21 protein-coding genes are annotated in these 24,108 nt (G+C 63.7%); 16 read left to right on the forward strand and 5 right to left on the reverse strand.

Annotation, left to right across the window (positions count from 1 at the left end):
• The first annotated feature begins 32 nt into the window (after nucleotides 1-32).
• Nucleotides 33-983: an alpha/beta hydrolase gene (locus tag AABE10_RS06155; RefSeq protein WP_342932416.1), complete on the forward strand. Its 951-nt coding sequence runs from the start codon at nucleotides 33-35 to the stop codon at nucleotides 981-983.
• Here the strand turns inward: AABE10_RS06155 and AABE10_RS06160 are convergent.
• Nucleotides 953-1,795 carry an EcsC family protein gene (locus AABE10_RS06160; protein WP_342932417.1) on the reverse strand — a complete coding sequence of 281 codons (843 nt, stop codon included), beginning with the start codon at nucleotides 1,793-1,795 and terminating at the stop codon, nucleotides 953-955. The genes AABE10_RS06155 and AABE10_RS06160 overlap by 31 nt on opposite strands.
• 138 nt (nucleotides 1,796-1,933) lie before the next feature.
• Between AABE10_RS06160 and AABE10_RS06165 the strand changes: the two genes are divergently transcribed.
• Nucleotides 1,934-3,529: an MFS transporter gene (locus AABE10_RS06165; RefSeq protein WP_342932418.1), complete on the forward strand. Its 1,596-nt coding sequence runs from the start codon at nucleotides 1,934-1,936 to the stop codon at nucleotides 3,527-3,529.
• A gap of 35 nt (nucleotides 3,530-3,564) precedes the next feature.
• Nucleotides 3,565-4,035 carry a MarR family winged helix-turn-helix transcriptional regulator gene (locus AABE10_RS06170; protein WP_342932419.1) on the forward strand — a complete coding sequence of 157 codons (471 nt, stop codon included), beginning with the start codon at nucleotides 3,565-3,567 and terminating at the stop codon, nucleotides 4,033-4,035.
• A gap of 73 nt (nucleotides 4,036-4,108) precedes the next feature.
• Here the strand turns inward: AABE10_RS06170 and AABE10_RS06175 are convergent, their stop codons facing one another.
• Entirely contained in the window at nucleotides 4,109-5,386 is a 1,278-nt protein-coding gene (locus AABE10_RS06175) for an amino acid deaminase (RefSeq protein WP_342932420.1), read from the reverse strand.
• Between the two features lie 141 nt (nucleotides 5,387-5,527).
• On the opposite strand from AABE10_RS06175, the gene AABE10_RS06180 reads away from it, so the two are divergent.
• Genes AABE10_RS06180 through AABE10_RS06190 form a run of 3 tightly spaced genes read left to right on the forward strand, consistent with a single transcriptional unit; the run spans nucleotide 5,528 to nucleotide 8,351 of the window.
• Entirely contained in the window at nucleotides 5,528-6,418 is an 891-nt protein-coding gene (locus AABE10_RS06180) for a MurR/RpiR family transcriptional regulator (RefSeq protein WP_342932421.1), read from the forward strand.
• A 3-nt stretch (nucleotides 6,419-6,421) separates the two neighbouring features.
• Entirely contained in the window at nucleotides 6,422-7,909 is a 1,488-nt protein-coding gene (locus AABE10_RS06185) for a D-aminoacylase (protein WP_342932422.1), read from the forward strand.
• A 55-nt stretch (nucleotides 7,910-7,964) separates the two neighbouring features.
• A complete protein-coding gene (locus tag AABE10_RS06190) occupies nucleotides 7,965-8,351 on the forward strand; it encodes a RidA family protein (protein ID WP_342932423.1) in 387 nt (128 codons plus the stop codon).
• Between the two features lie 742 nt (nucleotides 8,352-9,093).
• On the opposite strand, the gene queF is transcribed toward AABE10_RS06190, so the two are convergent.
• From queF to ilvA, 3 genes are read right to left on the reverse strand one after another with little or no spacing between them, the layout of a single operon-like run.
• The gene (gene queF, locus AABE10_RS06195) at nucleotides 9,094-9,918 is read right to left on the reverse strand and encodes an NADPH-dependent 7-cyano-7-deazaguanine reductase QueF (RefSeq protein ID WP_342932424.1); all 825 of its coding nucleotides are present in this window, start codon (nucleotides 9,916-9,918) and stop codon (nucleotides 9,094-9,096) included.
• Entirely contained in the window at nucleotides 9,915-10,817 is a 903-nt protein-coding gene (locus AABE10_RS06200; protein ID WP_342932425.1) for a 5'-nucleotidase, read from the reverse strand. Before AABE10_RS06200 ends, queF begins: the two co-directional genes overlap by 4 nt.
• A gap of 28 nt (nucleotides 10,818-10,845) precedes the next feature.
• On the reverse strand, nucleotides 10,846-12,369 hold the full coding sequence (gene ilvA, locus AABE10_RS06205; protein ID WP_342932426.1) for a threonine ammonia-lyase, biosynthetic: 1,524 nt from the start codon (nucleotides 12,367-12,369) through the stop codon (nucleotides 10,846-10,848).
• 603 nt (nucleotides 12,370-12,972) lie between these two features.
• Between ilvA and AABE10_RS06210 the strand changes: the two genes are divergently transcribed.
• From AABE10_RS06210 to AABE10_RS06255, 10 genes are all read left to right on the forward strand, one after another.
• Nucleotides 12,973-17,088, forward strand: coding sequence for an FAD/FMN-binding oxidoreductase (locus tag AABE10_RS06210; protein ID WP_342932427.1), 4,116 nt, complete (start codon nucleotides 12,973-12,975; stop codon nucleotides 17,086-17,088).
• 33 nt (nucleotides 17,089-17,121) lie between these two features.
• Nucleotides 17,122-17,550 carry an HIT family protein gene (locus tag AABE10_RS06215; RefSeq protein ID WP_342932428.1) on the forward strand — a complete coding sequence of 143 codons (429 nt, stop codon included), beginning with the start codon at nucleotides 17,122-17,124 and terminating at the stop codon, nucleotides 17,548-17,550.
• A gap of 7 nt (nucleotides 17,551-17,557) precedes the next feature.
• Nucleotides 17,558-17,971 (forward strand): DUF971 domain-containing protein, encoded by a 414-nt coding sequence (locus tag AABE10_RS06220; protein WP_342932429.1) that lies wholly within the window; start codon nucleotides 17,558-17,560, stop codon nucleotides 17,969-17,971.
• Nucleotides 17,972-18,084: 113 nt separating this feature from the next.
• Nucleotides 18,085-18,816 carry a bifunctional demethylmenaquinone methyltransferase/2-methoxy-6-polyprenyl-1,4-benzoquinol methylase UbiE gene (gene ubiE, locus AABE10_RS06225; RefSeq protein ID WP_342932430.1) on the forward strand — a complete coding sequence of 244 codons (732 nt, stop codon included), beginning with the start codon at nucleotides 18,085-18,087 and terminating at the stop codon, nucleotides 18,814-18,816.
• Between the two features lie 37 nt (nucleotides 18,817-18,853).
• Nucleotides 18,854-19,861 (forward strand): Tim44 domain-containing protein, encoded by a 1,008-nt coding sequence (locus AABE10_RS06230; RefSeq protein ID WP_342932431.1) that lies wholly within the window; start codon nucleotides 18,854-18,856, stop codon nucleotides 19,859-19,861.
• Nucleotides 19,862-19,971: 110 nt separating this feature from the next.
• Nucleotides 19,972-20,616: a ubiquinone biosynthesis accessory factor UbiJ gene (locus AABE10_RS06235; RefSeq protein WP_342932432.1), complete on the forward strand. Its 645-nt coding sequence runs from the start codon at nucleotides 19,972-19,974 to the stop codon at nucleotides 20,614-20,616.
• A 15-nt stretch (nucleotides 20,617-20,631) separates the two neighbouring features.
• A complete protein-coding gene (ubiB, locus tag AABE10_RS06240) occupies nucleotides 20,632-22,215 on the forward strand; it encodes a ubiquinone biosynthesis regulatory protein kinase UbiB (protein WP_342932433.1) in 1,584 nt (527 codons plus the stop codon).
• Nucleotides 22,216-22,238: 23 nt separating this feature from the next.
• On the forward strand, nucleotides 22,239-22,880 hold the full coding sequence (locus AABE10_RS06245) for a thiopurine S-methyltransferase (protein WP_342932434.1): 642 nt from the start codon (nucleotides 22,239-22,241) through the stop codon (nucleotides 22,878-22,880).
• 138 nt (nucleotides 22,881-23,018) lie between these two features.
• A complete protein-coding gene (locus tag AABE10_RS06250) occupies nucleotides 23,019-23,369 on the forward strand; it encodes an FmdB family zinc ribbon protein (protein WP_342932435.1) in 351 nt (116 codons plus the stop codon).
• Nucleotides 23,370-23,436: 67 nt separating this feature from the next.
• A complete protein-coding gene (locus tag AABE10_RS06255; RefSeq protein WP_342932436.1) occupies nucleotides 23,437-24,099 on the forward strand; it encodes a DUF502 domain-containing protein in 663 nt (220 codons plus the stop codon).
• Nucleotides 24,100-24,108: the final 9 nt, after the last annotated feature.

The following is a 24,108-nucleotide window of genomic DNA, read 5'->3' on the forward strand; positions in this document are numbered from 1 at the left end:
ATGACGCTTAACCGTCGATGGAGACCATTCCGATGAGTTGGCAAAGCGCCTTGGCGTGCTGGTTTCTGCGCCGTCAGTTTCATCCACAGACGCGGCATTCGACGATCAGCGCCGAACGCGCGCGCAAGATGACAGCGAAGCGCGCCTATACGCCGCGCGTGCCGACCGGCTGGGCTCTGCACGAACGGTATCGCGAGCAGGACTGGCCTTTGCGCGGCGAATGGCTCACGCGCATCGGCGGGCAGCAGGCGGCGACGATCCTGTACCTGCATGGCGGCGGCTATTACTTCTGCTCGCCGCGGACGCATCGCGCCGCTTCCTTCGGTCTCGCCACGCGCAGCGACGCGCGCGTCTTCTCGCTCGACTACCGCCTCGCGCCGGAGCATCCGTTTCCCGCCGCGCTCGACGATGCGATCGCCGCCTATCGGCATCTGCTCGCAGAAGGGACGAAGCCGGAATCGATTGTGATTGCGGGCGATTCGGCGGGCGGCGGTCTCGCGCTCGCAACGCTGGTCGCGTTGCGCGATGCAGGCGATTCGCTGCCCGCTGGCGCGATCCTGTTTTCGCCGTGGACCGATCTGGCTGCGACAGGCGCGTCGCTGGAAGCCAACGACGGCATCGATCCAATGTTTCATGGTCCGTCCGTCGCGCGCGCAGCAACGCTTTATCTGGGCAGCACGCCCGCGACGCATCCGTACGCTTCGCCGCTCTACGCGGACCTGAGCGGCTTGCCGCCGCTCTTCATGCAGGTGAGCAGCACGGAAGTCCTGCTCGACGATTCACGCCGCGTCGCGGACAAGGCGCGCACGGCGGGCGTCGACGTCGACTTCGAGATCTGGCGCAAGATGCCGCACGTATGGCAGCTATGGGTGCCGTTCATCCCGGAGGCGGGCCGCTCGCTCGATCTCGCCGCCCGTTTCGTCCGGCGCGTGACGGCCGTGCCGGGCAACGTTCATCCGTCGAGCGAAACGTCGATTGCCTGATAGGCCGTCCGGACGGCATCCGGGCCGTACTGGCGCTCGAGCCTGCGCACGGTGAAGTGGCCGTGTGCCACCTGCTGGAAGTGGTCGATGAACACGGTGTTCACCATCGCGCCGAGCACCGCGCCGATCGCCGGAATCGACTTGGCCGCAATCTGTTCGCTGACCTGCACCGAGAAGCGCGACGCGATCGTGCTCATGAGGCGCAGCAGCGCCGCCGAGCCGTGCGTGGTGAATCCCTTCGTCGCGATTTCCGACGACGCCTTCGACACCGCCTGGGCCAGCGCGCCGCGCATGATGAAGTAGCCGTAGTCGGCGTCGTCGTCGGCTTTCGACGTGCCGCCCATGCCGAGCACCGTCAGACATTGCAACTGCGTATCGATCGACGTCAGATCCTCGCCCTCGCTGCGCGCGACATCGCAAATCGAGCGGAACATCAGCGTCGTCGTGACGGGCAGTTCGACAGGCAGCGCGAGCAGTCCGAATGCACCGCCCGCGGCACCCGTCGTCGCGACGGCGAACTTGTGCAGCAGATTGCTCGGCCGTTCGCTGACACCGAGCGGCGCGCCGCCGATCGGTCGCCCGAGCGTGCGCAGCGCGATTTGCAGACACTTGCGCAGTGCGAGTTGCGTCGCGTCGTTGACCTTGTCGCCGGCCATCGACGGCATGCGCGCGATCAGTTTTTCCAGCGGCGCCCCGACGATCCCCGCCAGTTTCATCGCCAGCGCGGGGCTTTCGAGTTCGTTCTTGGCGCGACGCAGAGCGGCGAGGTCGTCGGTGGAAAGCGGTGTGGCGGCAAGCGTGGCTGGATCCATGAATCTCCCTGACGTTGTCTTTGGCGATTTTTCTTGCGCATTCGGGCGGAAACGGCATGCCGGATGCACGCAGGATTAGAACCATTCGGCGTGGTATGATTCAGTATCGTTGACTCGTCAACAGTTGCACCATCAAAAATGGCCGTACACACTGCCGCCCACCATTCGAGCGGGCAAGTTTTACCGTTCCGGGAATCGCTGCTGGCGATGCTCGGCGTCTCTTTCGTGTCGATGCTCGTCGCGCTCGACCAGACCGTGGTCGGTACCGCGCTGCCAACGATCGTCGCCGATCTGAAAGGCTTCGAGCTTTATGCATGGGTCGCGACGTCCTATCTGCTGACGTCAGTGATCACCGTGCCGATTTTCGGCCGCCTCGGCGACTACTATGGGCGCAAGCCGTTCGTCATTGCGTCGATCGTCGTGTTCACGGCGGCCTCGGTGTTATGCGGCGCCGCGCACGACATGCTGTTCCTCGTGATCGCGCGTGGCCTGCAGGGCATCGGCGGTGGCATGCTGGTCGGCACGGCGTTCGCGTGCATTCCCGATCTGTTCCCCGATTCCGTGGTCCGCCTGCGCTGGCAGGTGCTGATGAGTTCGGCATTCGGCATCGCGAATGCCGTCGGCCCGTCGCTCGGCGGTTTTCTGACGCAGTACTACGGCTGGCGTTCGGTGTTCTATGTGAATCTACCCGTCGGCCTGCTGTCGCTGGTTTTCGTATGGCGGTATCTGCCGCATCTGCGGCACGTCGCGCATGAAGGCAAGATGCGGCTCGACTGGCCGGGTGCGCTGCTGATCGCGCTGTCGCTCGGCAGCTTGCAGCTTTTCGTCGAGCTTCTGCCGAAGCATGGCGTGACGGCTTCGGCCGTTGCGCTGCTGGCGGTCAGCGTCGCGAGCGCGATTGCGCTGTGGCAGTGGGAAAAGCGCTTCCCGCAAGCGATTCTTCCCATCGACATGTTCCGCAACCAGAGCCTTTCCGCGCTCTTCATTCTCGCGGTGCTGGGCGGCTTCGCGATGTTCTCGCTGCTGTTCTACGCGCCGCTGCTGTTTCAGGGCGGCTTCGGCATGATGCCGAACGAGGCGGGCCTCGTGATCACGCCGCTCGTCGTGTTCATCACGATTGGCAGCATCGCGAACGGGCGCGTCGTGTCGCGCATTCCCAATCCGAACGTGATGCTGTACATCGGCTTCGCGTTGTTCGCGGCGGCGTCGCTCGGCGTGGTGGTGGCCACGCGCTCGATGCCGCATTGGCTGCTGATGCTGTTCATGACGCTCGGCGGCCTCGGCCTCGGCTTCGTGCTGCCGAATCTTACGGTCTTCGCGCAGCAGACCGCGGGCCGCGAGCATCTCGGCATTGCGACGGCGCTGCTTCAATCGCTGCGGATGATCGGCGGCATGATCGGCACAGCGCTGACGGGCACGCTCGTCACGCATATGTACGCGAGCGGCGTGCGCAATGCACTCGATGCCGATCACGCGAGCCAGTGGTTCGCCAATCTCGGCGATCCACAGATTCTCGTCAATCGCGACGGACAGCACGCGCTTTTGAATGAACTTGCGCGCGCAGGGCACAATGGCGCGGTGCTGCTGGAGTCGGCGCGCGAATCGCTGGTCGGCGCGATCCATATGGGTCTGGCACTGGGCGCGCTGGTCGCCGTATTCGCGGTCTGGCAAAGCCGACGCGTTCCGCCCGTCAGGCTGCGCAAGAAGATCGAGCCGGTCGTCCACGTCGATTGACGGGTGTTTCAGCGCTTCGGAATCGTAGAAAGATCATGGAAGAACAGGACCGCGTCGCTATCCTTCAACAGTTCGGCCGCACGTATCGGGCGTTCATGTCCGCCTTCGAGACGCGCGTCGGCCATCCGCTGCCGCGCTGGCGCATTCTGCTCGCGCTGTACGAACAGGCGGGCGAATCGTCGCAGAAGAAGCTGGTCGAGCGCTTGCGCGTCGACCCGGGCGCGCTGACGCGTCAGTTGAAGTCGCTGGAAGCGATGGGCTGGATCGCGCGCAGCATGGACGAGCGCGATAACCGCATCACGAACGTCAAGCTCACCGATGAAGGCCGCGCCGCAATCGAAACGAGTCTGCCGAATCGCAATGCGTTCCTGCACGACACGATGGCCGCGTTGCCGGACGACGTACTGGCGGGATTGGGGAGCGCGCTGACGATGCTCGAAGCGCGCATCGGGGAAGTGGTGACGGCCGCGTCCGCTGATACGGAAGCCACGGCCGCGGGACGTTGAACGTTTGAACAGGAGCGGCGCGTGCCGCGACATGAAGCGAGTGTCGCGCGGCGCCGCTCCGCTCCAAGAAAAATCAGAAGAACGTTTCGATCACTTCCGTCACGCGATACGACGGATCGAGCACGAGCACCTGACGCCACTTGTCGAACGTCAGGCACGGATGCGAGATATCGAATGCGATCATGTCGCCGACCTTGAGATCGGCGCCTGCGGGAATCCGCAGATACGCGTGCTGATCCATCATGCCGAAAATTTCCCAGCCTTCGTCAGCGGTGATATCGCGCGGCGACTGCGTGCCCGGACGATAGTGCTTCGCGGGCTCCGGATAGCCGGCGTCGAATGCCGAGTCGCGCTTGCCGAGGCCGATGATCGCGCGGTCCGGTTCCGGAATCGACTGCACGTAGGCCCACAGATGCAGCGCGGGCAGCAAGCCTTCGCCCATGCGCTTCGCGACGGGATTACGTTTGAAGATGTCCGTCTGCGCCTTGCGATAGATGCCGACGTCGTGCGTCAGATAGCAGCCCGGACGCAGCACGATCTCGATGCGGTCCTTGCGTGAAGCCTTCGCGAACTCTTCCGCGACGACGTCGTACCACGCCGATCCGGCGCCCGACAGCACGGCCGGTGTGCGCGCAAAGCGGCCCTCATCGGATAGCGCGAGCGTGAGCTTGACGGCGCTGCGCAGAAAGTCGCGTACTTCCTGTTCTTCCTTCAGCACGCCTTCGTACAGTTCGACGCCCGCAAGCTTCAGCGAATCCGGATAACGCGCAATCGCGTCGAGCACCGCGTGGGCCTGCGCCTCGTCGCGCACGCCCGTGCGGCCGCCCGGCACGCCGAGTTCCACAAGCACCTGCAACTGCTTCTTCACCGAGCCGAAAAACTTGCCGAGCTGCTCGACGCCTTCGACGGAATCCACGAGACAGAAGAACTCGAAGTTGGGGTCGCTCAGCAACTCGGCGATCATCAGCATGTTGCGCTTGCCGACCAGCTGGTTCGCCATCAGCACACGCGAAATGCCGCCGTGATACGCAGCGCGCACCTGATGCGCGGTCGCGAGCGTGATGCCCCATGCGCCCGTTTCGATCTGGCGACGGAACAGTTGCGGCGCCATCGTTGTCTTGCCGTGCGGCGCGAGCTTCACGCCGTATTCGGCGACGAACTTCTGCATCCAGTTCAGGTTGTGCTCGATGCGGTCCGCGTACAGCACGGCGGCCGGCAGGCTCACGTCCTCGTCGAGCAGATTCCATTCGAGACGCGCCGCGTCGGCAAGCTGGATACTCGTGCCGGGCACATTGCCCAAGCCCTTGCTATAAGGATCGATCGTCGCTCCCTGATAGTTTGTAACTTTCATGTCACGCTGCTCCATCATCCAGTTAAATCGAACCGAAGTTGACTTTCATATGTTACCGAAAGTACGATGGCTGATGAAATGTTATTTAGTACCACGCATCCGGCAGCCGATGTTACCGGCGCGGCGTGGTGCGCGCGAGCCATGAATTCCACAGCCGAACCCGTTGCCTTCGACATCGTCGCGCGCATCGCCGAATGCGCGCCCGAGTTGCGCTCGGCGGAGCGCAAGGTGGCGGCGCTGATCCTCGACGATCTGACGGGCGCATCGCGCGCAAGCATCGGCGCGTTGGCCGAGCGGGCGGAAGTGAGCGTCGCGACGGTCACGCGTTTCGCGAAAGCGGTCGGCTGCCGGGACGTGCGCGAACTGAAGCTGCGGCTCGCGCAGGCGGCCGCCGTCGGCCAGCGCTTCCTGCAGCCGGGCGCGCAGGCGGACACGCCGGAGCCGCTCGCAACGCGCGTGTTCGACGAGTTGCAGACGGCGCTCGCGCACAACCATCACCTGCTGTGCCAGGCGCCCATTGCGCAAGCCGCTGCCGCGTTGCGCGAAGCGCGGATGATCTACGTGTTCGGCATGGGGGGCGGCTCGACGGCGCTTGCCGACGAAATGCGCTTTCGCCTCGTGCGTCTGGGCCGGCCGGTCGCGACGTATCAGGATGGCCTGTTGCAACGCATGGTGGCGTCGACGGTGTCGCGCGACACCGTCGTGATCGCGCTTTCGACGACGGGCCGCGTGCCTGAGATGGTCGACAGTTGCCGCATCGCGCGCAGCTACGGCGCGACGCTCGTCACAGTGACGGCGCCCGCGTCGCCGCTTGCGAAGCTCGCCGACTGGCTGATCCCCATCGTCGCGTTCGAAACCGATTTCATCTACAAGCCGTCGTCGTCGCGCTACGCGATGATGATGGCACTCGACGTGCTCGTCACCGAACTGGCCCTGAGTCTGGGCGACGAGAGCCGCGAACTGCTGCGCCGCATGAAGCATGCGCTCGATGCGCATCGCGGCGGCGGCGACCGACAACCGCTAGGAGACTGATCCATGCATTCGCACCCCGAAGCCGCCGATACGCTGATCGTCGGCGCGCAACTGTACGATGGCACGGGCGCGCCGCCTGTCGAGCGCGATGTGGCGACACGCAATGGGAAGGTCGTCGCGATCGGCAATCTGTCGAACTGGCTGGCCGAAGAAGTGATCGAGGCGAACGGCCGCGCGCTCGCGCCGGGTTTCATCGACGTTCACACGCACGACGACACGCATGTGATCCGCTCGCCGCAAATGCTGCCGAAGATCACGCAGGGCGTGACGACGGTTATCGTCGGCAACTGCGGGATCAGCGCGTCGCCCGTGTCGCTGAAGGGCGATCCGCCCGATCCGATGAACCTGCTCGGCGAGCGCGATGCGTTCCAGTATCCGACCTTCGCCGCATATGTCGACGCCGTCAACGCGGCGAAGCCGTCGGTGAACGTCAGCGCGCTGATCGGGCACACGGCGCTGCGCAACAATCATATGGACCGGCTCGATCGCGCGGCGACGCCGAAGGAAATCGACGGCATGCGCGCGCAGCTCGAAGAGGCGCTCGCGAACGGCGCGCTCGGCCTGAGCTCGGGGCTCGCGTATGGCTCCGCATTCGCCGCTCCGACTGAAGAAGTGATGGCGCTCGCCGAGCCGCTCGCGGCGTCGGGCGCGCTGTACACGACTCACATGCGCACCGAGTTCGACGCGATTCTCGATGCGATGGACGAGGCGTACCGGATCGGCAAGCACGCGCGCGTGCCCGTGGTCATTTCGCATCTGAAGTGCGCGGGGCCGTCGAACTGGGGGCGCAGCGTCGAGGTGCTCGGATCGCTCGAAGGCGCGCGCCGGTTGCATCCCGTCGGTTGCGACTGCTATCCGTACAATCGCAGTTCGTCGACGCTCGACCTCAAGCAGGTGACAGGCGATATCGACATCACGATCACGTGGTCGACGCCTCATCCCGAGATGGCGGGCAAGACCGTGAAGGACATCGCGGCCGAGTGGGGCGTGACGCAGCAGGAAGCCGCGAAGCGCTTGCAGCCCGCGGGCGCCGTGTATCACAACATGTCCGAGGACGATGTGCGGCGCATTCTTTCGCATCCGGCGACGATGGTCGGCTCCGATGGCTTGCCGAACGATCCGCTGCCGCATCCGCGTCTGTGGGGCGCGTTCCCGCGCGTGCTCGGACACTATGCGCGCGACCAGCAACTGATTCCGCTCGAAGAGGCGATCCGCAAGATGACGAGCCTGTCGGCGCGGCGTTTCGGCTTGCAGGATCGCGGTGAGGTGCATATCGGCTATCACGCCGATCTCGTGCTGTTCGATCCGGCGCGCGTGCGCGATGCGGCGACGTTCGACAAGCCGCAGCAGGCCGCCGATGGCATCGACGCCGTATGGGTGAATGGCGTGCTGTCGTATCTCGACGGCAAGCCGACGGGCGAGCGCGCGGGCAAGTTCGTCGCGCGTGGGGCGACAGCGGCATCGCGTGCCGCGTTGTCCGAAGCTTTTTGAATTTCGATCGATGCGTTCGCATTGGTGCGAGCGCGCTTACGACAGGAGTTGAACGATGAAGCGTTATGGCGTTGAAGGTGGCAAGGGCACGGGTGGTCAGGTGATGCCGTTTGCGCGTGCGGTCGAAGCGGATGGCTGGCTGTTCGTGTCGGGGCAGACGCCGATGGAGAACGGCGAAGTGATCAACGGTGGGATCGTCGAGCAGTCGCGCAAGGCGATTCAGAACGTGCTCGCCATTCTGACCGAGGCCGGGTATGGGCCTGAGCATGTGGTGCGTTGCGGTGTGTGGCTCGACGATGCGCGCGATTTTGCGTCCTTCAACAAGGTGTTCAAGGAATACTTTGGCGCGAATCCGCCCGCGCGTGCTTGTGTCGTTTCGTCGATGGTGATCGACTGCAAGGTCGAAGTCGATTGTGTTGCTTATAAGAAGCCTGCGGCTTGAGGGTTGGTTTTCTGCTGGATTGCTGGCCGTTTTCGCTGGCATCCTCGATTGCCTCGAACTTTTCAGCTTGCCGCTGGCATCCGCGATTGCGCCTCGCGGCGCGGGCGTTGCCACTGTGCGGGGCGGCACCTACTTTTCTTTGCCGCCGCAAAGAAAAGTAGGCAAAAGAAAGCGGGCTAACACCGCCCGCGCTTGACCTCTACCCACGGGCTCTCAGCGTCCCCATACTTCACGCGGCAATGCACCAGCTAATGTGCGTCGCTAACGCGCCGGCTAAACGCTTCACCCGCTTCAAGCACGCGTGGCATGGCTAAGGGCATCGAACGTTTCAGCGCCGCATGTCGGTAGTGAATGAGGTTGCTGTGTCGTACAGGGCAACGCCCTCGCTTGGGCGGCATCGCGTAGCGAGGGTGTCCTGTGCGGTGCGAATGCCTACACATAGTTAGCCGCAAATGGGCCGAGGGTATTCGATGTCGCGGGCCGCGACACGGGTGCATGAGCAGGTGAGGCGTTTGATCGGCGCGCTGGCAACGCGTATGAGATAGCACGCTGCCGCATGAAGCACGGGGACGTTGAGAGCCCGTGGGCATTGGCGGTGTGAGCCCGCTTTCTTTGCTTACTTTCTTTGCGGCGGCAAAGAAAGTGAGTGCCGCCCCGCACAGGGGCAACACCCGCGCCGCGAGGCGCATCGCGGATGCCAGCGGCACGCTAAAAAAACCACCAGCGTCGCAGACAAAAAAACTCACTGCCGCGCGGTGCGCAAATTATCCGGCATCGGCAGATTGAAGTTCGTGCGGAACGGATTGATATCCAGCCCGCCGCGCCGCGTATAGCGCGCGTACACGGCCAGTTTCACCGGCTGGCAAACCTTCAGCACATCGGTGAAGATCTTCTCGACGCACTGCTCGTGGAACCCCGTATGGTTCCGATAAGAAATGATGTACCGAAGCAGCGAAGCATGATCGATCTGCGGCCCGACGTAGTGAATCTGCACGGAGCCCCAATCGGGCTGACCCGTCACCGGGCAATTGGATTTCAGCAGATTGGAGAACAACGTTTCCTCGACAGGCGCTTCATCCAGCGCGGCCTTCAGCAAACTGGCATCCGGTTGATAAGTCTCGGCATCGAGATCGAGTCGGTCCAACGACGTCCCTTCGAACTCGTCGAGCCCGAGCTTCGCAAACTCCGCGGGCGGATAGAGATGCAACGACACGGAAGCGCCACACGCGGCGGACACATCGCGCTTGATGGCATCGCGCACGACGTCGATCGAATCGAATGAAGTCTGCGCAAAAGACCCCAGATACAGCTTGAACGACTTCGACTCGACGATATTCGGCGAATCCGCCGGGATATAGAACGTCGCGATCGCGATCTGCGGCTTGCCGCGCGCGTTGAGCCACGACAGCTCATACGCGTTCCAGATGTCCGTGCCGAAGAAAGGCAACGTCGCGCCGATGCCGATCTGGTCGCGCGCGTTTTTTCGCGCAATCGGGAAAAGCAGCGTTGCGTCGTACTGCTCGGTATAAGTGGCCGGCTTGCCCAGCGGAGATTGTTCGGGTGTCATGATGCGTTCACGATGCCACTCACGACATGCCCGATCGCTGTCACGTCACGGGCCGATTCGCAGTGGTGAATTTGGTCGTCGAAGAAAAAATCCGGCTCGAACTCGCGCAGAAAGGCGCTCTTGTCGAGCCCGCCAAGAAACATCGCTTCGTCGATTTCAATGTTCCAGGCCATCAGGGTGCGGATCGCCCGCTCGTGCGCGGGCGCCGAGCGCGCCGTCACCAGCGCCGTGCGAATGTGCATCGGCGCGGCTTCGTCGGCCAGCGTCTGCAAGCGATGCAGTGCTTGCAGCAAAGGCTTCAGCGGTCCGTCGGCGAGCGGCAAGTCCTTGTTGTCGATCTCATGACCGACGAATGCCCGCAAGCCATCGCTCTGAAACACGCGCTCCGCTTCGTCGGAAAAGAGCACGGCGTCGCCGTCGAACGCGATACGGATTTCGTCCGGATACTTGCTCGCCATTTTCGCCGATTCAGGCAAAACGCGCGCAGCGGGAAATCCTGCCGCCAGCGCATCGCGCACGTCGTTCTGATTCGCGGACAGAAACAGCGACGCGTTCAGCGGCTTCAGATACGCAAACGGCGCGCGGCCGCGCGTGAATACGCCGCGCTCGATCGCTAGCCCATGCTCGCGGCACGAACTGAACGCGCGCAAGCCGCTGATGGGATCGCTGCGCGACAGTATCACTACCTCCACGCGATGCGCGACTGCATTCAGCGCGAGCAACTTGCGAATCAGCGAAAACGCGACGCCGGGCTTGGCCGGCACGTTCAGCCGTTCGCGCTGCAGCCCTTCATAGGCGCACAGATCGCCGTCTTCATACACGCGATTCTCTTCCTCGAAATCGAACAGCGCGCGCGAGGAGATCGCCACCACCAGCTTGTCGTTCAGCGAAAAGGCCATGCGTTAAACATGCGTTAAAAGAAGTGCGTCAGGCGAGGAACAGTCGATACACCGGATTCGCCGTCTCTTCCCAGTACGGATAGCCGAGCGTCGCGAGGAAGCGCGCGAATTCCGTGTCTTCCGCCGACGGCACCTGAATGCCGACGAGGATCGAGCTATAGTCCGCGCCCTGGTTCCGGTAATGGAAGAGGCTGATGTTCCAGTTCGGCGCCATCGACGACAGGAACTTCATCAGCGCGCCCGGCCGCTCGGGAAACTCGAAGCGGAACAGGCGCTCGTCGTGCGCGAGCGGCGAGCGTCCGCCGACCATGTAGCGGATGTGCTGCTTCGACAATTCGTCGCCCGTCAGATCGACGGTCGCGAAGCCGTGCGCCTCGAATGCACCCGCGATCTGCGCCGATTCGCTGCGGTTGCGGATCTGCACGCCGACGAAGATATGGGCGGACTTCGCATCCGCAATACGGTAGTTGAATTCGGTGACGCTGCGCGTGCCCACCAGTTCGCAGAAGCGCTTGAAGCTGCCGCGCTCTTCGGGAATCGTCACGGCGAACACGGCCTCGCGCGCCTCGCCCACTTCCGCGCGTTCCGCGACGAAGCGCATGCGGTCGAAGTTCATGTTCGCGCCGGACGTGACGGCGATCAGCGTCTGGTTCTCGATGCCTTCGCGCTCCGCGTATTGCTTCGCGCCCGCGACGGCGAGCGAGCCCGCCGGCTCAAGCACGCTGCGCGTGTCCTGGAAGACGTCCTTGATTGCGGCGCACAGCGCGTCGGTGTTGACCGTCAGCACGTCGTCGAGATACGCCTGGCACAGGCGGAACGTCTCTTCGCCGACGAGTTTCACGGCCGTGCCGTCCGAGAACAGACCGACTTCGTTCAGCGTCACGCGCTCGCCCGCCTTCAGCGATTGCGCCATCGCGCACGAGTCGTCGGTCTGCACGCCGATCACCTTGATCTCCGGGCGCACCGATTTCACATACGCCGCGATTCCCGCCGCAAGACCGCCGCCGCCGATGGGAACGAAGATCGCGTGAATCGGCGCCTGATGCTGGCTCAGGATTTCCATCGCGACCGTGCCCTGGCCGGCAATCACGTACGGATCGTCGAACGGATGCACGAACGTCAGGCCATGCTGTTCCTGCAGTTTCACTGCATGCGCGTAGGCATCGCTATACGATTCGCCCGCCTGCACGACCTCGACGGTCGGTCCGCCGTGCGCGCGCACGGCATCGACCTTCACCTGCGGCGTCGTCACGGGCACGACGATGATCGCCTTCACGCCCATGCGGGCCGCCGACAGCGCGACGCCTTGCGCATGATTGCCCGCCGAAGCCGTGATCACGCCACGCGCGAGCGCGTCGGCGGGAATGTGCGCCATCTTGTTGTACGCGCCGCGCACCTTGAACGAGAAGACGGGCTGGTTGTCTTCGCGCTTCAGGTAAATCGGATTGCGCAGCCGTGCGGACAGATTCCGCGCATGTTCGAGTTCGGTCTCACGCGCGACGTCGTAGACGCGGGCGGTGAGGATTTTCTTCAGATAGTCGTGGGAAGCCATGCGGATCACGCGCGATGCGCTTTTACGGGACGGGAAAAGATCAATGATAGCGCCAACGGCCCGCCCCGACGCACCTGATCGGGCATTCGCCCGTGGGGTTTCGCCGTATGCATGCAGTCGGCCAGCCGACCGGACGGTCGGAAAATCAGGCGCGCTTCGATGCGGGCGACGACGCATTTCGGGCGCGTCGCCGTCTGGCAGTTTCGCGGCGAATTCTGGCAGGCTGACGCGCAAAGGCTTGTCGCGCGGACATCCGGGCGTCAACGCGCGCGAGGATGATGCGGTAGAATCGTGTTTTGGAAAAGGATCAGATGATGCATTGGCAGCCTCGGATCGCCCATTTGATGCCCGTCCCGCGTGAGGCTCGCCCCGCGGCGCAGCGGCATGTGCGGCATGCACGATCGTGTAGCTATATCTGAGCGCCGCGACGCGACCGGCCATCTACGTTCTCGCCATGTTCCCGGCGATCCCGGGCACAGGCCGCCGGTCGAGGCTTCGCACACTAGAAAGATTTCCAGCATTGCGCCCCACGCGCACCGTCAGCACGCCTTTTCGCCGAATGTTCGATGAGCGCGCGTCGCTGACCTACCGAGTCGTCCAAACATGAACGCACCTCAAGTTTTCGATCCGCACGGCGCCGCCGCTACCGTCGCCGCCGATACCGAACCGCGTCTGCGCGAAATCCCATACAACTACACGTCGTTCTCCGACCGCGAAATCGTCATTCGCCTGCTGGGCGACGAAGCCTGGGCCGCGCTCGACGAATTGCGAACGGAGCGCCGAACGGGCCGCTCGGCGCGCATGCTGTACGAAGTGCTCGGCGACATCTGGGTCGTGCGCCGCAATCCGTATCTGCAGGACGATCTGCTCGACAACCCGAAGCGCCGCACGCTGCTGATCGAGGCGCTGAATCACCGTCTCACTGAAATCGAAAAGCGCCGCCGCGCCGACCTGACCGAACATGGCGACGAAGCGGGCGTCGGTCGCGCCGCGCGTGTCGAAACGCTGGTCGCCGCCGCGCGCCGCGCCGTCGATGCGTTCGCTGGCGAGTTCGACAAGATGGCCGACCTGCGCCGCCGCGCGACGAAAGTGCTGGGCCGCCAGACGCAGAAGGACAACATCCGCTTCGACGGCCTCGCGCGGGTCTCGCATGTGACGGACGCGACCGACTGGCGCGTCGAATATCCGTTCGTCGTCCTCACGCCGGATACGGAAGCGGAGATTGCCGGCCTCATCAAGGCGTGCTTCGAACTCGGCTTGACGGTGATTCCGCGGGGCGGTGGCACCGGCTACACGGGCGGCGCGGTGCCGCTCACGCCGTTCTCCGCCGTTATCAACACCGAGAAGCTCGAACAACTCGGCGCCGTCGAACTGACGGAAATGCCCGGCGTCGCGCACAAGGTGCCGACCATTTTCTCCGGCGCAGGCGTCGTCACGCGCCGCGTGACGGAAGCGGCCGAGCAGGCGGGCTACGTGTTCGCCGTCGATCCGACTTCGCTCGACGCGTCATGCATCGGCGGCAACGTGGCGATGAACGCGGGCGGCAAGAAGGCCGTGCTGTGGGGCACGGCGCTCGACAATCTCGCGTGGTGGCGCATGGTCGACCCGGAAGGGAACTGGCTGGAAATCACGCGGCTCGACCACAACCTCGGCAAGATTCACGATATTCCCGTCGCGCGCTTCGAGCTGAAGTGGTTCGACGGCGAGCACGCGCCGGGCGAAAAGCTGTTGCGCACCGAACTGCTGGAGATCGAAGGACGGCGCTTTCGCAAGGAAGGGCTCGGCAAGGACGTCACCGATAAATTCCTCGCGGGTCTGCCGGGCATCCAGAAGGAAGGCTGCGATGGCCTGATCACGTCCGCGCGCTGGGTGCTGCACAAGATGCCCGCGCATACGCGCACCGTCTGCCTGGAGTTCTTCGGCCAGGCGCGCGAGGCGATTCCGAGCATCGTCGAAATCAAGGACTATCTGTTCGAAACGTCGAAGCAGGGCGGCGCGATTCTCGCGGGCCTCGAACACCTCGACGAGCGTTATCTGCGCGCCGTCGGCTACGCGACGAAGAGCAAGCGCAACGCGTTTCCGAAGATGGTGCTGATCGGCGATATCGTCGGTAATGATGCCGATGCCGTTGCTACCGCGACGTCGGAAGTGATCCGCATGGCCAACGGCAAGAGCGGCGAAGGCTTCGTCGCCGTGAGCGCCGAGGCCCGCAAGCGCTTCTGGCTCGACCGCAGCCGCACGGCCGCGATCGCGAAGCACACCAACGCGTTCAAGATCAACGAAGACGTCGTGATCCCGCTCAACCGGATGGGCGAGTACACGGACGGCATCGAGCGCATCAACATCGAGCTGTCGATCAAGAACAAGCTGCAACTGGTCGACGCGCTCGAAGTGTTCTTCAAGAGCGGCAAGCTGCCGCTCGGCAAGACCGACGATGCGAACGAAATCCCGAGCGCCGAATTGCTCGAAGACCGCGTGCATCAGGCGCTCGAACTGCTCGGCCGAGTGAAGAAGCGCTGGGAATTCCTGCGCGACAAGCTCGATCTGTCGTTGCGCGAGGCGCAGCACTATCTGGTGCAGCTCGGCTATGCGGGGCTGGCGGAAAAATTCGCGGATCGCGTCGACGACCAACCCGACGCAAACGTGTTTCACATCGTCCAGGACCGCACGGTGCGCGTGTCGTGGAAGCAGGAAATCCGCGCTGAGTTGCGGCAGATCTTCAACGGCGGCGAGTTCAAGCCGATCCTCGACGAAGCGCAGGCGATTCACAAGCAGGTGTTGCGCGGCCGCGTGTTCGTCGCGCTGCACATGCACGCGGGCGACGGCAACGTTCACACGAACATCCCCGTCAACTCCGATAACTACGAGATGCTGCAGGACGCGCACACTGCGGTGGCGCGCATCATGAAGCTTGCGCGTTCGCTCGATGGCGTGATCTCCGGCGAGCACGGCATCGGTATCACGAAGCTCGAATTCCTGACCGAAGACGAAATCGGCGAATTCCGCGCGTACAAGCAGCGCGTCGATCCGCAAGGGCGCTTCAACAAGGGCAAGCTGCTCGACGGCGCGGACCTGCGCAACGCGTACACGCCGTCGTTCGGGCTGATGGGCTACGAATCGCTGATCATGCAGCAGTCCGATATCGGCGCGATTGCCGATTCGGTGAAGGACTGCTTGCGCTGCGGCAAGTGCAAGCCCGTCTGTGCGACGCACGTGCCGCGCGCAAACTTGCTGTACAGCCCGCGCAACAAGATTCTCGCGACGTCGCTGCTGGTCGAGGCGTTCCTGTATGAAGAGCAGACGCGCCGCGGCGTGTCGATCAAGCATTGGGACGAGTTCAACGACGTCGCCGATCACTGCACCGTCTGCCACAAATGCGTGACGCCGTGCCCGGTGAAGATCGACTTCGGCGACGTATCGATGAACATGCGCAACCTGTTGCGCAAGATGGGCAAGAAGAAGTTCAACGCGGGCAACGCGGCGGGCATGTTCTTCCTGAACGCGACCAATCCGCAGACCATCAATCTCGCGCGCACCGCGATGATGGGCGTCGGCTACAAGGCGCAGCGCCTCGGCAACGAAGTGCTGAAGAAGATCGTCAGGAAGCAGACGGCCCGTCCGCCCGCGACGACTGGCAAGCCGCCTGTGGTGGAGCAGGTGATCCACTTCGTCAACAAGAAGATGCCGGGCAATCTGCCTAAGAAGACGGCGCGCGCGCTGCTCGACATCGAGGACAACAAGATCGTCCCGATCATCCGCAACCCGAAGACGACGTCCGTCGATTCGGAAGCGGTGTTCTACTTCCCCGGTTGCGGCTCGGAGCGTCTGTTCTCGCAGGTCGGTCTCGCGACTCAGGCGATGCTGTGGGAAGCGGGCGTGCAGACGGTGTTGCCGCCGGGCTATCTGTGCTGCGGCTATCCGCAGCGCGGCTCGGGCCAGTACGACAAGGCCGAGCAGATCGTCACCGACAACCGCGTGCTGTTCCATCGCGTCGCGAATACGCTGAACTATCTCGACATCAAGACGGTGGTCGTATCGTGCGGCACGTGCTACGACCAGCTTGCGGGCTACGAATTCGACAAGATTTTCCCGGGCTGCCGGATCATCGACATCCATGAGTTCCTGCTGGAGAAGGGCATCAAGCTCGACGGCGTGAAGGGCATGCGCTACATGTACCACGACCCGTGCCACACGCCGATCAAGACGATCGACCCGGTGAAGCTCGTCAACGAGCTGATGGGTTCGGAGAAGAACGACGGCTACCGGATCGAGAAGAACGATCGCTGCTGTGGCGAGTCGGGCACGCTGGCCGTCACGCGCCCGGATATTTCGACGCAGGTGCGCTTCCGCAAGGAAGAGGAAATCCGCAAGGGCGCGGCGAAGCTGCGCGGCATTCCCGTCGTGGCCGACGCGGGCGCGAACGCGATCAACATGGCGAACGCGGCGGCTGGCGCGGCTGGTGCTCAGCAAGGCTCGGTGCTGAAGGCGGGCGATGGTCCGCAGCCGAATGGCGCAACCGGTGCGAATGGCGCTGCGGACGTCAAGATTCTCACGAGCTGCCCGTCGTGCCTGCAAGGACTGTCGCGCTACAACGAGGACGCGAACATCGAAGCGGACTACATCGTTGTCGAAATCGCGCGGCACGTTCTCGGCGAGGACTGGATGGCCGACTACGTCCAGCGCGCGAACAATGGCGGAATCGAGCGCGTGCTGGTCTAATTGCACGATATGGCGTTTCGCTCGAGGTAGACGATGGACTGTATTTTCTGCCGTGAAGATGGCGGCGACGTGCTGTGGCAGGACGACGCGCTGCGTGTCGTCCTCGCCGACGAACACGACTATCCCGGCTTTTGCCGGGTGATCTGGAGCAGGCATGTCGCCGAATTCTCCGATCTCGGTCATGGGGAGCGCGACCACGTGATGCGTGTGGTCTACGCGGTCGAGCGCGCGATCCGGCGCATTCTGCAACCCGTCAAGGTGAATCTGGCGAGCCTCGGCAACCAGGTGCCGCATGTGCATTGGCACGTAATCCCGCGCTTCTCCAACGACGCGCATTTCCCGTTGCCCATCTGGGCGCCGCGCCAGCGGACGGTATCCGAAACGATGCTGTCGCAGCGCCGCGCACAGGCGACATTGCTGCGCGAAGCGGTACGCGGCGAAATCGAACAAGCTCTCGCCTGAGGTCATCATGAGTGGATTGAAATCCGATACGCCGGTGCCCACCGGCGTCGTCGTTCATGCCGTATCGCGGGTGCTCGAATTGCAATATGCGAACGGCAAGAGCTACCGCGTGCCGTTCGAGCTAATGCGCGTCTATTCGCCGTCGGCGGAAGTGCGCGGCCACGGCCCCGGCCAGGAGACGCTGCAGACGGGCAAGCGCGAAGTGACGATCACGGCGCTCGAAGGCGTCGGCAACTACGCGCTGCAGCCCACGTTCTCTGACGGCCACAACACGGGCATCTATTCGTGGGACCTGCTGTGGGACCTCGCGACCCGTCAGGACGAACTCTGGGCCGAGTATTTCGACAAACTTAAGGGCGCGGGTGTCGACCGGGACGCGCCGATGCCCGTATCCAGCCCAGCGCACGGCCACCGACACTGATACGATCCGCGGGGCGGCCGTCCGCGGTGCGGCGATCTGCTCTTCACGGCGCCGCCCGGACGCGGATGCGGCGAAACAATTTTCAGAACGAATACGCGAAAGGACGACGCGCGATGACCAATACCCACTTCGGCTATCAGACAGTCGATGAACAGGAAAAAGCGAGGAAAGTGGCGGGGGTGTTCCACTCGGTCGCTTCCAACTATGACCTGATGAACGATCTGATGTCGGGCGGGCTGCACCGCGCGTGGAAGGCGTTCACGATCGCGCAAGCCAATGTGCGGTCCGGCTACAAGGTGCTCGATATCGCGGGCGGCACGGGCGATCTGTCGAAAGCGTTCGCGAAGCAGGCGGGCGAGACGGGCGAAGTGTGGCATACCGACATCAACGAATCGATGTTGCGTGTCGGTCGCGATCGCCTGATCGACAAGGGCGTCATTACGCCCACGCTGCTATGCGACGCCGAAAAGATTCCGTTTCCGGACAACTACTTCGATGTCGTCACGGTGGCATTCGGCTTGCGTAACATGACGCACAAGGACGTGGCGCTCGCGGAAATGCGCCGTGTGCTGAAACCGGCCGGGCGGCTGCTCGTGCTGGAGTTCTCGAAAGTGTGGGACCCGCTGAAAAAGGCGTACGACGTCTATTCGTTCAAGGTGCTGCCGTGGCTCGGCGAGCGCTTCGCGAAGGACGCCGACAGCTACCGCTACCTGGCTGAATCGATCCGCATGCATCCGGACCAGGAAACTTTGAAGACGATGATGGAACAAGCTGGCCTCGACGCCGTCAAATATTACAATTTGTCAGCTGGCGTGGTAGCTTTACATATCGGGACCAAATACTAGCGTCCCTAACTTCTCGTTTTTAAAGGAAATTGCGAAAATGTCGGATTCGAATCTGTTATCTCGTTGTAATGTAAAGGGGTTGTGGGCGAGGAGAATCGGACTGATCGCAATGGTCGGTCTGATTACCGTCGGCACGCTGACTTCACTCGACGCCGAAGCGAAACGCATGGGCGGCAGCCGCAGTTTCGGGCGCCAGTCCAATATCACCCAGCCGCATCAGCAGACGGCGCCGTCGCCTTCTCCTTCGCAGTCACCAGGCGCGCCGGCGCAGGGGATGCAATCGCAGCGTCCGTCCACGCCGCCGCCCACGCCCGCGCCGCAGCCTAACCGCTCGCGCTGGCTGGGGCCGATCGCCGGTCTCGCGGCTGGTCTGGGCATCGCGGCGCTGCTGTCGCACTTCGGTCTTGGCGAAGCGTTCGCCGGCATGATGGCGAATCTGATCGTCGTCGCGCTGATCGCGTTCGTCGCGATCTGGCTGATCCGCAAGTTTTTCGGCCGCAAGCGCGATGCATCGGCGCCCGCTTATGCCGGCAATTCGCCGACGCTGAACGCAGGCGGCACGGGCTATTCACAGGAGCCGCGCTATACGGCGCCGCCGTCGGGCTCGTACCTCTCGCCGCAAGGCAACCCGCTGACGACGCCGGAAGTCGCCGCCGCGCCCGCCGTTCCTGCCGGCTTCGACGCCGAAGCGTTCCTGCGCAACGCGAAGGTCTACTTCGTGCGTCTGCAGGCAGCGTGGGACGCCGGCAACATGGACGACATCCGCGAGTTCACGACGCCCGAAATGTTCGCCGAAGTGAAGGTCGATCTGGCGTCGCGCGGCGCCGAAAAGAACCAGACGGACGTAGTGAAGCTGGACGCCGATCTGCTCGGCGTCGAAGATCGCGGCAGCGAATACTTCGCGAGCGTGCGCTTTTATGGCCTGATCCGCGAAACGATGGGCGGCACGGCCGAGCCGTTCGAGGAAATCTGGAACCTGTCGAAGTCGACCCGTACGGGCGAAGGCTGGCTGCTCGCGGGCATCCAGCAAGTGAATCATCACTGATATTGCGTCAAGGATTAGCCGTTCGGCAGAGCAAGGCGCGAAGCGAACGGACGTTACAATAGGAACCCGCGTCGGCAGTCGCCGGCGCGGGTTTTCTCTTTCCACTTCCGATGACCTTTGCCGCCAAGCCCTTCGCTGCTGCCGTCAACCATCTGCTCGCTCGCGAAACGTGGGCGCGCGAACGCCTCACCCCATATGCCGGGAAGACCGCGCGGCTCTCGTGTCCTCCCGTCACGCTGATCCTGCTGGTCCAGCCTGACGGCTATCTGAGCGCCGTCGACGAAAGCGAAGCGCACGCGTTCGACGTTACCGTTTCCGTGCCCGCCGACGCTGCGCCTGCGTTCCTGCAAGGTGGCCAGGCGGCCGTGATGAAGCACGTGAAAATCGAAGGCGATGCGGAGTTCGCGACGGTGATTGCCAAGCTCGCCGAGCATCTGCGCTGGGAGCCCGAAGAAGACCTGGCGAAGCTGATCGGCGACGGGCCCGCGTGGCGGATCGCGTCGGTGGCGCGCACGGTCGGCACTCACGCACTGCGCACGGGCCGCAACCTGCTCGAATCGGTGGCCGAATATCTGCTCGACGAGAACCCGCAGTTGGTGCGCCGCGCGGCGCTCGACGACTTCAACGCCGACCTGGCGCGCGCCCGCGATGCGCTCGCGCGCGTCGAGAAACGCATCGAGCGTCTCGAACAGAAGGTCGAAGTCCGCGGCGCCCATGCGCCGGGCGGCGCCGCCACGTCGCGCGGCACGCGCTAGTCATCGGGCCCAGTCATGCGTTTCCTGCGTTTCCTCAAGATATTCTTTACCGTCATCCGGTTCGGCCTCGACGAGATGATGCTGAGCCGCATCAACGACCGTCGCGTGCGATTGCTGCTGCGTATCACCACGATCGGCCGCAAGTTCGACCAGCCGCCCGGGCTGCGGCTGCGCCTCGCGCTCGAGAGCCTCGGGCCGATTTTCGTGAAGTTCGGCCAGGTGCTGTCGACGCGCCGCGATCTGCTGCGCCCCGACATCGCGAACGAACTCGCGAAGCTGCAAGACCAGGTGCCGCCGTTCGATTCGGACATCGCCATCGCGATCATCGAAAAGTCGCTGGGCGCGCCCGTCGATTCGATCTTCGACGACTTCGAGCGCGTGCCAGTGGCGAGCGCATCGATCGCGCAGGTTCACTTCGCGACCTTGAAGACGGGCGAGCACGCGGGCAAGCAGGTCGCCGTCAAGGTGCTGCGGCCGAACATGCTGCCCGTGATCGATTCCGACCTCGCGTTGCTGCGCGATCTCGCCGTGTGGGCCGAGCGCCTGTGGGCGGACGGCAAGCGCCTGAAGCCGCGCGAAGTGGTCGCGGAGTTCGACAAGTATCTGCACGACGAACTCGACCTGATGCGCGAGGCGGCGAACGGCAGCCAGTTGCGGCGCAATTTCGCGGGCCTCGATCTGCTGCTCGTGCCGGAGATGTACTGGGAATATTGCACGGCCAACGTGCTCGTGATGGAGCGCATGGTCGGCGTGCCGATCAGCCAGGTGGATACGCTGCGCGCGGCGGGCGTCGATATCCCGAAGCTCGCGCGTGAGGGCGTCGAGATCTTCTTCACGCAGGTTTTCCGCGACGGCTTCTTTCACGCGGACATGCACCCCGGCAACATTCAGGTGAGTCTCGATCCGGCGCATTTCGGCCGATATATCGCGCTGGATTTCGGCATCATCGGCGCGCTGTCGGACTTCGATAAGAACTATCTCGCGCAGAACTTTCTCGCGTTCTTCAAGCGCGACTATCACCGCGTAGCGACTCTGCACCTGGAATCCGGCTGGGTGCCGCCGACGACACGCGTCGAAGAACTGGAAAGCGCGATTCGCGCGGTCTGCGAGCCGTATTTCGACCGCGCGCTGAAGGACATCTCGCTCGGCCAGGTGCTGATGCGGCTCTTCTCCACGTCGCGTCGCTTCAACGTCGAAATCCAGCCGCAACTGGTGCTGTTGCAAAAGACGATGCTCAACGTCGAAGGGCTGGGCCGTTCACTCGACCCGGAACTCGACCTGTGGAAGACGGCGAAGCCGTATCTCGAGCGCTGGATGAACGAGCAGGTCGGCGTGCGCGGCTGGTACGAGCGGCTCAAGATCGAGGCGCCGCAATGGAGCAAGACGCTTCCGCAATTGCCGCGGCTGATTCATCACGTGCTGGCGCAGCGTCACGACGCGCAGCAGCGCGGCATCAACGACGAAACTATCCGCCAGATCCTGCTCGAGCAGAAGCGCACGAACCGCCTGCTGCAAGGGCTGTTGATGTTCGGCGTGGCCGTCGGTGTCGGTGCGGTGCTGGCTCGCGCGTGGCTCACCATCGCGTACGGCGGCTACTGAACTCCCCACTTCGAGGTGCGCTAATGAGCGACTCCAGGCCAACGGTTCCTTCCGGCACGCCGGATTTCGAAAACCGCGATCCGAATGCGCCCGGCTTCTGGGACGAGCGCTTCTCGCGCGGCTACACGCCGTGGGATCAGGCGGGCGTGCCTGCATCGGTCAAGGCGTTCGTCGAGCGGCACGCGCCGATGCCCGTGCTGATTCCCGGCTGCGGGAGCGCATACGAAGCGTGGTGGCTTGCCGAACGAGGCTGGCCGGTTCGCGCAATCGACTTCGCGCCTAATGCGGTCGATGCCGCGCGCGCTCATCTGGGCGCGCATGCCGACGTCGTGGAAGTTGCCGATTTCTTCACATATCAGCCGCCTTTCCAGCCGGGCTGGATCTACGAGCGGGCGTTCATGTGCGCGCTGCCTCCGTCGCGGCGCGGCGACTACGTGGCGCGCATGGCCGCGCTGTTGCCGGCAGGCGGATTGCTCGCCGGTTTCTTCTTCATCGGCGCGACGCCGAAGGGGCCGCCGTTCGGCATCGAGCGCGCCGAGCTCGACGCGCTGCTCACGCCCCATTTCGAGCTGACGGAAGACGAGCCCGTCAACGATTCGATTGCCGTCTTTGCCGGCCGGGAGCGCTGGCTGACGTGGCGTCGGCGCGGCGCAACAGGGGCTTGATTCGTAGCGACATCGCCCCCATCTGTCGAGGTCGTGACCATGCCGGCCGTTTCCCCTGGAATTCCGGGGCGGCCCATCGTTTGCGGCTATAATTCAAGGCTTTGCAAGCGTTCAAAAGATTTCTGTAGGGACAAGATCATGCCGATCTACGCTTATCGTTGCGAGTCATGCGGCTTCGGGAAGGATGTGCTTCAAAAAATGAGCGACGCCCCGTTGACGCAATGCCCCGAGTGCGGAGCCGATGCGTTCCGCAAGCAGGTCACTGCCGCCGGTTTCCAGTTGAAGGGCTCGGGCTGGTACGTCACGGACTTCCGCGGCGGCAATTCGGGCGGCGCTTCCAGCGCCAATGGCGGCTCAGGCGCAGCGGCTGGCAAGGCCGAGAGCAAGCCGGAGGCGGCTTCGACCGATTCGTCCGACAGCGCGGCTTCCACGAGCGCGCCGGCTGCGGCACCGGCGGCGCCCGCCGCGGCAAGCAGTTCGGGCGCTTAGCCGGCTCGCTGCTCCACGGTGAAGTAGACGCCGCGCAAGGGGTTCGTGCGGATTTCTGGCGATACACATGACGACGAAAAAGACGACGCTCAAATCGGTGTTCCTGACGGGCCTTCTGGTGCTGGTGCCTCTCGCCATCACGTTGTGGGTGCTCGGCCTGATCATCGGCACGATGGATCAGACGCTGCTGTTGCTTCCCCGTTCGTGGCAGCCCGAGCGTCTGCTCGGTTTCCGCCTGCCAGGGCTCGGCGCCGTGCTGACCCTCGCGTTCATTTTCGTCGTCGGTCTATTGACGCAGAACTTCGTTGGGCAGAAGCTGGTCGGCTGGTGGGAAGTGATCGTCGCGCGCATTCCTGTCGTCGGTCCGATCTACACCAGCGTCAAGCAGGTGTCCGATACGCTGCTATCGTCGAGCGGAAACGCCTTCCGCAAGGCGCTGCTCATCGAGTACCCGCGCAAAGGCTCCTACACCATCGGGTTTCTGACGGGCATCCCCGGCGGCGACGTCGTGAACCACCTGAAGGAAGATCACGTCAGCGTCTACGTGCCGACTACGCCGAACCCGACGTCCGGCTTCTTCCTGATGGTGCCGAAAAGCGAAGTGATCGAGCTCGACATGACCGTCGACGCCGCACTCAAATACATCGTCTCGATGGGCGTCGTCGCCCCGTCCTCGCCCACGCATCAGCCGTTGGCGGAGCGCCGCACGACTGTCGAGCCACCCATGTAATGCCGGCGC

Source organism: Paraburkholderia diazotrophica (assembly GCF_038900755.1).
Taxonomy (GTDB): Bacteria; Pseudomonadota; Gammaproteobacteria; order Burkholderiales; family Burkholderiaceae; genus Paraburkholderia; species Paraburkholderia diazotrophica_A.

Coding starts and splice junctions, on each gene's coding strand:
- AABE10_RS06255 (WP_342932436.1), top strand. CDS start 23,437: ATGACGACGAAAAAGACGACGCTCAAATCGGTGTTCCTGACGGGCCTT.
- AABE10_RS06245 (WP_342932434.1), top strand. CDS start 22,239: ATGAGCGACTCCAGGCCAACGGTTCCTTCCGGCACGCCGGATTTCGAA.
- queF (WP_342932424.1), bottom strand. CDS start 9,918: ATGACACCCGAACAATCTCCGCTGGGCAAGCCGGCCACTTATACCGAG.
- ubiE (WP_342932430.1), top strand. CDS start 18,085: ATGACCAATACCCACTTCGGCTATCAGACAGTCGATGAACAGGAAAAA.
- AABE10_RS06235 (WP_342932432.1), top strand. CDS start 19,972: ATGACCTTTGCCGCCAAGCCCTTCGCTGCTGCCGTCAACCATCTGCTC.
- AABE10_RS06175 (WP_342932420.1), bottom strand. CDS start 5,386: ATGAAAGTTACAAACTATCAGGGAGCGACGATCGATCCTTATAGCAAG.
- AABE10_RS06200 (WP_342932425.1), bottom strand. CDS start 10,817: ATGGCCTTTTCGCTGAACGACAAGCTGGTGGTGGCGATCTCCTCGCGC.
- AABE10_RS06165 (WP_342932418.1), top strand. CDS start 1,934: ATGGCCGTACACACTGCCGCCCACCATTCGAGCGGGCAAGTTTTACCG.
- ubiB (WP_342932433.1), top strand. CDS start 20,632: ATGCGTTTCCTGCGTTTCCTCAAGATATTCTTTACCGTCATCCGGTTC.
- AABE10_RS06190 (WP_342932423.1), top strand. CDS start 7,965: ATGAAGCGTTATGGCGTTGAAGGTGGCAAGGGCACGGGTGGTCAGGTG.
- AABE10_RS06220 (WP_342932429.1), top strand. CDS start 17,558: ATGAGTGGATTGAAATCCGATACGCCGGTGCCCACCGGCGTCGTCGTT.
- AABE10_RS06155 (WP_342932416.1), top strand. CDS start 33: ATGAGTTGGCAAAGCGCCTTGGCGTGCTGGTTTCTGCGCCGTCAGTTT.
- AABE10_RS06215 (WP_342932428.1), top strand. CDS start 17,122: ATGGACTGTATTTTCTGCCGTGAAGATGGCGGCGACGTGCTGTGGCAG.
- AABE10_RS06180 (WP_342932421.1), top strand. CDS start 5,528: ATGAATTCCACAGCCGAACCCGTTGCCTTCGACATCGTCGCGCGCATC.
- AABE10_RS06185 (WP_342932422.1), top strand. CDS start 6,422: ATGCATTCGCACCCCGAAGCCGCCGATACGCTGATCGTCGGCGCGCAA.
- AABE10_RS06210 (WP_342932427.1), top strand. CDS start 12,973: ATGAACGCACCTCAAGTTTTCGATCCGCACGGCGCCGCCGCTACCGTC.
- AABE10_RS06230 (WP_342932431.1), top strand. CDS start 18,854: ATGTCGGATTCGAATCTGTTATCTCGTTGTAATGTAAAGGGGTTGTGG.
- AABE10_RS06170 (WP_342932419.1), top strand. CDS start 3,565: ATGGAAGAACAGGACCGCGTCGCTATCCTTCAACAGTTCGGCCGCACG.
- AABE10_RS06250 (WP_342932435.1), top strand. CDS start 23,019: ATGCCGATCTACGCTTATCGTTGCGAGTCATGCGGCTTCGGGAAGGAT.
- AABE10_RS06160 (WP_342932417.1), bottom strand. CDS start 1,795: ATGGATCCAGCCACGCTTGCCGCCACACCGCTTTCCACCGACGACCTC.
- ilvA (WP_342932426.1), bottom strand. CDS start 12,369: ATGGCTTCCCACGACTATCTGAAGAAAATCCTCACCGCCCGCGTCTAC.